Source organism: Photorhabdus sp. S10-54 (assembly GCF_963878145.1).
GTDB lineage: Bacteria > Pseudomonadota > Gammaproteobacteria > Enterobacterales > Enterobacteriaceae > Photorhabdus > Photorhabdus kayaii.
In genome coordinates, this window is the sequence record NZ_CAWNXG010000085.1 from 1 (window position 1) to 6,093 (window position 6,093).

Here is a 6,093-nt window from a genome sequence, read left to right on the forward strand (position 1 = left end):
ACGCGATGCAATCTGTTCAGTGAACGACTGCTTTGATTCGGAAAAGTTAATAAATTCTGTTGGTGAAACCCAGATACCACGAGACATTAGTATCCCTCCAGCATACGTGCAGACTGACGGCGTCGGCCGGAACTTGCCTTCACCGGACCTTTGTTAATTTCACGGCTGTCGAAGTACGCCAGAGCAAGGGCTATCGCTGCTGCCTCCATCCGCTTTTGCTTTTGAGCGCTGATCAGGTACACGGGGAACACCGTTAATGACCTGTACTGCCCTCAGATCATCCAAAGTGTCTTCATCCTTTGGCAGCGCCTCCAGATTGCCGTCTTCCAGCGCAGCCTTCACCGGGGGCATATTGTCACGGTACCAACCTTCGGTGGGCATGACTTGCTGCACACGGCTGGCACCATATTTTTGCATGGCATACTCGGCCAGATAAGCACCGTTACCACGGGCATCAAAGGCTGCACCCAGCAAATTAGGAAGTCCATCCATTAGATACCAAGTAATTTGCTCCTGTTGTTTGAATGGCACGTTGCGCAGTTCCAACACGAACGGTACTCTGCGTACCAGATTTTTTTGTTGTAGCAATGGATAATCCACGGACAAATCGCTACTGCGGCCAAAATCGCGTCCCAGAAATGAACGAGCATCAGAAGGTAATGCATCTAGCAACGGCTTCAGGTTGGCTTTTAGCCACTCTTCGGTATCTGTGCGGCGTATTTCATCGGATTTAAGCTCATATCCTTTCGGGCAAGTCAGTCGCAGCACTGGCGTATCGGGAGACATCCGAGATTCAATCAAAGCGCGGGACAACCAGACTCCGCCACCATTAGCAGGAATACAGTCCAATTCTTCTGATGCCCCAGCTCCGTAGAACTTGTACACCGACATCATCCACCGTTGTTCAGCCTCTTGTGACCATTCACGTCTGGTACGTAAACAGACACGGTGAAATAGTCCTTCAGCTACAGCCTCCTTAAAGGTAATACGGTGGATAACACCGTCCCTGCGTCCTGCCCGGATATCGTTCAGCAACTCATTAAACAAGTTGCTGTCTCCGTTATGGGTAGAGATCACTCGCACTTTGCCGCCCCAGATAAGCATGGCTAGTGCCGCTTTCAGTAATTCATCGAGCTGTTCGTGGAAAGCAGCTTCATCAATGACAATGATCCCCTGACGGCCACGCAAGTTAGACGGACGGCTAGAAAGCGCCACTACACGGAATCCAGAGTCTGGAAATTTGATAGTGAAAGTTTTGATGTGCTTATCATCTTCGTCTTCTTCCCAGAACCCTTCTTCAATTTCACTGGCCGCATAGTTGAAAACACGAGCCCACATTGCACAGGCTTGAATATATTCAATGGTCATATCTTGGTTATAGGCGATGTAATACACACTCATACCACCCGCGGCGGCAGAAGATGCAGCGAGGAGTACATTATCTGACGCTTCAGCCCAAGTAATTCCCGTTCGACGACTCTTCTCATTGACTTTAAAAGGAGACGAATCAGCCACCCATCGTTGCTGGTATGGCAATAAGACGACAGGTGCTGCTATTGAGGAAGTATCTGGCAGAACAGGTGCAAGCTGACTCATGTAGCAATTCCCAATATTTCCCGACGTAATGCAGCAACTGCTTCGGCAGATAATCCACCTTTGCGTGCAATTTTCTCTGCATTACTTGCAGCAGCTTCAGTCCGTGCCCGGACTTCAGATTGGAATTTTTTCAGATTCACACTAGCGCGAGAGAGTGTAGCTACATTTTTTGCCACCTTTGAAAGCAGTGTGACGCGCTCTTTTGGCGCAACTTCTCCGTCTTCAGCTTCCTGAAGTTGAATAATACTTTCAAAAAGTTCAGTCTGAATTAAAGCAATCACAGCCTCAGAACGTGCATCTTGATCATCCACGGCACCTTCTGTAAGCATCCGTGCTGCTTCTGTTGCCGCCCGTATTGCACCGTATCGCTTTTCTATTTTTTGTCCATAACGGTGAATAGCGGACTTACTGATTACATAACCTTGATCACGCAGCAAGGTTTCGAGTTCTTGGTATCCACTAAACCCTGATTCAGTCAACGCTCGTTCCAACCAGCGCCGAACGTCTTCAGGGAGTTTATCGATTGTGCTTCGACGCGCCATTATTCACTCCAGTACTTTTCAGGACGAGCAATACCAAGGCCACATGCGACCGTATATTCAACAACATCAACACCAATACGAGTTAAGTCAGCAAACCAACTACCCGATGGCTGTTTATTGAGGTCAATTAATTTACGGTCTGCCAGATAATCTAACTCCTTCCGTAATTCCAATGCAGTGACGTCAGGATAAATCGCGCGAGATATATCCAATAACAGAGTTTCACTGGCGGTATATGGGCGGGTTTTATTCAGTGCGACCAACAGACTCCAGCGCAATGATTCACGACGAACACGAGCAACATCAATCATTTTTACCTCCGGCAATTCGGTGCTGCTGCACCATCTCTAATTTGCTGTAAAGCGCATCCAGCTTGGCTTCAATTACTGTTTGACCACGAATATAATCTTCACGGCGCACGTAATTCAGCGGCAAGTCAGCCTTAAACTGCATAAACTCACGTTCGAGCTGAGACCAATTGTCTACGGAATTTTTAAGCGCTTGCTCTAACGAGGCGTGTCTTTCCTCCTGCCGCTCTTCGGCCTTGCTGAATAACCACTTTGCGATGCCAAAAATGAAACCGAGGAAAGAGAGCAGAAAACCTACGGCAGCCCAAAATTCAATCTGTAATGTCATTGTTGTAATCCTTCGATGTAATCCAGCAAGCCATTAACCTGAGCTTTCAATGCAAGACACTGTTCCCCGTTGTCGATGATATTGGCGAGGATATCTCGTTGCGTGATACCGGATGGCCGTAGTTGGGCATCAGAGCTTTCATTTCCACGGGACGTTTCATCAGCGCCGGAGGTAACGGAGGCAGAGCGAGTTTGTGCACTGGACAGGCCGAGGGCGGCGTTGTATTGCTGCACGAAGCCACGAGTAAACACACAATTAACAGGATGAAACTGTTGTTTTTCATCCATCCAACTCTGGGTAACATGGCCAATTTTCCTCTTCAGTTGTTGGTTCTGAGTGCGGAGTTGTTCAATATCGTTGAGATAATTGGCTGCTGCCTGATGCGCTGAGTGGACCTGCATTTGGTAACGTTGATGCAAGGCATTGAGTACAGTCAATTCCCGTTCTGCCCGTTGCTTTTCCAGCAAAAGAAATTCGGCTTTCTGCTGTGCTAATGCGCTGTTTCCTGTCTCCGTTGCTTTCTGAAAGCCCGTGGTATGACCTCTCCAGTGAGCTAAAGCGAACATGCAGATTAGCGACAAAATCAATACACCAGGTTTAGTCCACAATTTAATTGGCACAGCTGGTACCTCCCCAAGTTAAATAACGAGGTGCGAGTTCCAGTAATATGTGTTTGGAATAATGTCGATTTTCTTTCCATGCTGACGCTCTACGGCCAGCATTCTGAGATTCAACATGACCGAACCAGATCCACGGATTGAGACCAACTGCCTCGGTTTTCTTCTTATCCCGTAGTAACCAGCCTAAGCCTCCGTTATAGGAAGACAGCACCATCGCCATTCTTTGGCACTTATCGGCAGCTTTAATGCGTTGCCATAGCCAATGGTCATAGTGAACCATTGCCTGTATAGACCAGATTGGGTTGAAGGGATCTTTATTGGATAATTCAGGAATACGTTGACTAATCCAATCTGCTGTTGTGGGCATAAACTGGGCCATACCCTAAGCACCAACAGGAGAAATAGCTCGTGATTTCCAGTCACTCTCCTGATGCAACTGAGCGGCAAAATCAGTTACAGGTGCATTCAATCCCCAGATCACACGAGAAGCACGTATTAAGTCATTGCGGTATTGCTGCGAACGGTGTGGTGGTTCGTCAGCCAATGCTGAGCTGATCATTCCGCCACACCACAACAGTACAATTCTGATAATCTGCCGCCAATTCATAATCACAACCCTGTAGCTACGCTCAGACAGGTGGCGGCAACAATCAGTGCACGGCGTATCAGAACGGCAGCAAACACCACATGGTAGCCAGTCTGAACGGGATATTTTCCTTCTTTCATGAGTATCTCATCATGTTTCAGATACTGACCGGGCCTTGCTTTCGGGAATAAACTGCGGTCTAGCCAGTACCCCAAGACAACAGCCAGAGCAATAAGTGATAATTTGTAGATCACGACAGGGACTTGTTGAGGGGAAACTAAACCGATAGTGATCAGCAATAGAACAGCTGTTAACAACCAGCCACCGAGGCGTAATTTTTTGATAAGTGATACAAACGATTTGAAAGTTTTCACTGAACTGTCTCCGTAGTTGTTGATGGAAACAGTTTTGCCAATTTATCGGGAAAAGGATTTTAAAGGGCGTTAAGAGCGCATCAGAAAAGTAAAAGACAGGATAAGAGCGACCAGCCTAACGCTCGAACACTGGGTAGGCTATCAACTCATAGGCATGCACTGTGAGCCAACCGAGGCTCTTTCCGCTATTGATTATTGATGACCGGGAAAGCCTAACTCATTTTCAGCTAATGGAAAAGGCTTACGGATAATGAAAGAACAATCTTTACCTATCGTTCCGTGGATTGGTGGTAAACGCCGATTAGCAAAACATATTTTACCGTTATTTCCTGAGCATACCTGTTATGTCGAACCGTTCTGTGGTGCTGCTGCACTGTATTTCCTAAAAGTACCGAGCAAATGTGAAGTGATTAATGATATTAATGGTGAGTTGGTGAATCTTTATCGCGTGATAAAACATCACTTGGAAGAGTTTGTCCGGCAATTTAAATGGGCATTGGTCAGCCGCCAAATTTATAAATGGTTGCAGATTACCCCCGAAGAAACGCTAACCGATATTCAGAGAGCAGCGCGTTTCTATTATCTCCAAAAGCAGGCATTTGGCGGTAAGGTTGCTGAACATACTTTCGGTACTTCCACCACCAGCCCCCCGCGATTTAATTTACTCAGAATAGAAGAAGAGCTATCAATGGCTCATCTGCGACTGGCAAGAACGATCATTGAAAATATGAACTGGGCACAATGCATCCAGCGGTACGACAGACCGCATACACTGTTTTATTGTGATCCTCCATATTGGGGTACAGAGGGATATGGCATAGAGTTCGGGCTTGAGAACTATGATCTATTAGCAGAATTAGCACATACCATCCGAGGGAAAATGGTGATTTCGGTGAACGATATTCCAGAAATGCGCAAGGCGTTCAAAGGGCTGACAATGCAAGCAGTTAATATCGGTTACAACTTGAAAGTTACGGGGAAAGTTAAACAGAGTAAAGAACTAATCATTTGTAATTTCTAATAACCGAGAATGGCAAGGCAATATATTTGCTTTGCCATTTTTTTTATCTTTAACCTAAACCAATAGAACGGGATACAAACTGTAAACCTATTCCGAGAGTTTGGCTAACTAAAGACCTTAATGCTTCTTTACTTTCAGTCTTCAATGTTTCCTTAATACGATCACCTAATGGGGTTTTTAAGCTATCAGGGATTACTTTGAGAACTTCTAAACCCTCAGCGGTTAATACGGCTCTATGACAACCTTCAGAGCTCATAGTCCCTGCCAAATAACCATTCGTCATGAGCCAATCCACGGTATCCAGAAAAAATCTATGATCTTCTACTGTAGTACAAAGTTCGTCAGAGTATGTTCCATCAGAATATTGAAGGGGTTCACCGATTATCTCTGTGGGTAAAAGATCTATCTTTAAAGGAAATGACTCATATAATTTCCCAAATATAATACCTACAATTTCATTAAATTTTTCTATGTTTGTAGTAGACATAAATACCTTATTTGTTTCTAAAGCTTCAATTTCAACGTTCCACCAGGTAGACAGGGTGAGATCTCACATTTTTAATAAGGTTATTTTAGTTAAATAAAAATCAGAATATGACTTTTTATAGGCATTTCTCTCATTAAAACGTTAAGATCTCTCTCTTCCATAAAAAAGCGATCCTAATAATGAGTATTTTTAATTTTATCAGCAAGATAGAAGACCCTCGTTCTGACATCA

The 6,093-nt window shown here is 45.2% G+C and carries 7 protein-coding genes and 2 pseudogenes; 1 reads left to right on the top strand and 8 read right to left on the bottom strand.

The genetic code is table 11. The features are described from left to right. Positions 1 to 86: 86 nt before the first annotated feature. The 7 genes and pseudogenes from AACQ83_RS23105 to AACQ83_RS23135 all read right to left on the bottom strand — a co-directional run bounded on the left by AACQ83_RS23105 (position 87) and on the right by AACQ83_RS23135 (position 4,354). Positions 87 to 1,596 (bottom strand): annotated as a pseudogene (locus AACQ83_RS23105) (hypothetical protein). Beyond that, positions 1,593 to 2,138, bottom strand: a complete 546-nt coding sequence (locus AACQ83_RS23110) for a DUF3486 family protein (RefSeq protein WP_112879738.1) — start codon at positions 2,136 to 2,138, stop codon at positions 1,593 to 1,595. The pseudogene AACQ83_RS23105 and the gene AACQ83_RS23110 overlap by 4 nt, the downstream one beginning before the upstream one ends. After that, the gene (locus AACQ83_RS23115) at positions 2,138 to 2,449 is read right to left on the bottom strand and encodes a hypothetical protein (RefSeq protein WP_112879739.1); all 312 of its coding nucleotides are present in this window, start codon (positions 2,447 to 2,449) and stop codon (positions 2,138 to 2,140) included. Before AACQ83_RS23115 ends, AACQ83_RS23110 begins: the two co-directional genes overlap by 1 nt. Next, on the bottom strand, positions 2,442 to 2,774 hold the full coding sequence (locus AACQ83_RS23120) for a hypothetical protein (RefSeq protein ID WP_088371073.1): 333 nt from the start codon (positions 2,772 to 2,774) through the stop codon (positions 2,442 to 2,444). The genes AACQ83_RS23115 and AACQ83_RS23120 overlap by 8 nt, the downstream gene beginning before the upstream one ends. Then, a complete protein-coding gene (locus AACQ83_RS23125; protein ID WP_112879740.1) occupies positions 2,771 to 3,394 on the bottom strand; it encodes a hypothetical protein in 624 nt (207 codons plus the stop codon). The genes AACQ83_RS23120 and AACQ83_RS23125 overlap by 4 nt, the downstream gene beginning before the upstream one ends. Next, positions 3,384 to 4,001, bottom strand: a pseudogene (locus tag AACQ83_RS23130) (transglycosylase SLT domain-containing protein). Before AACQ83_RS23130 ends, AACQ83_RS23125 begins: the two are co-directional and overlap by 11 nt. Before the next feature lie 2 nt (positions 4,002 to 4,003). After that, positions 4,004 to 4,354 carry a putative holin gene (locus tag AACQ83_RS23135; protein ID WP_112879741.1) on the bottom strand — a complete coding sequence of 117 codons (351 nt, stop codon included), beginning with the start codon at positions 4,352 to 4,354 and terminating at the stop codon, positions 4,004 to 4,006. Between the two features lie 250 nt (positions 4,355 to 4,604). Between AACQ83_RS23135 and AACQ83_RS23140 the strand changes: the two genes are divergently transcribed. Then, on the top strand, positions 4,605 to 5,375 hold the full coding sequence (locus tag AACQ83_RS23140; RefSeq protein WP_112879742.1) for a DNA adenine methylase: 771 nt from the start codon (positions 4,605 to 4,607) through the stop codon (positions 5,373 to 5,375). 49 nt (positions 5,376 to 5,424) lie between these two features. Here AACQ83_RS23140 and AACQ83_RS23145 read toward each other — a convergent pair whose 3' ends face one another. Further along, positions 5,425 to 5,862 carry a hypothetical protein gene (locus tag AACQ83_RS23145; protein WP_112879743.1) on the bottom strand — a complete coding sequence of 146 codons (438 nt, stop codon included), beginning with the start codon at positions 5,860 to 5,862 and terminating at the stop codon, positions 5,425 to 5,427. Positions 5,863 to 6,093: the final 231 nt, after the last annotated feature.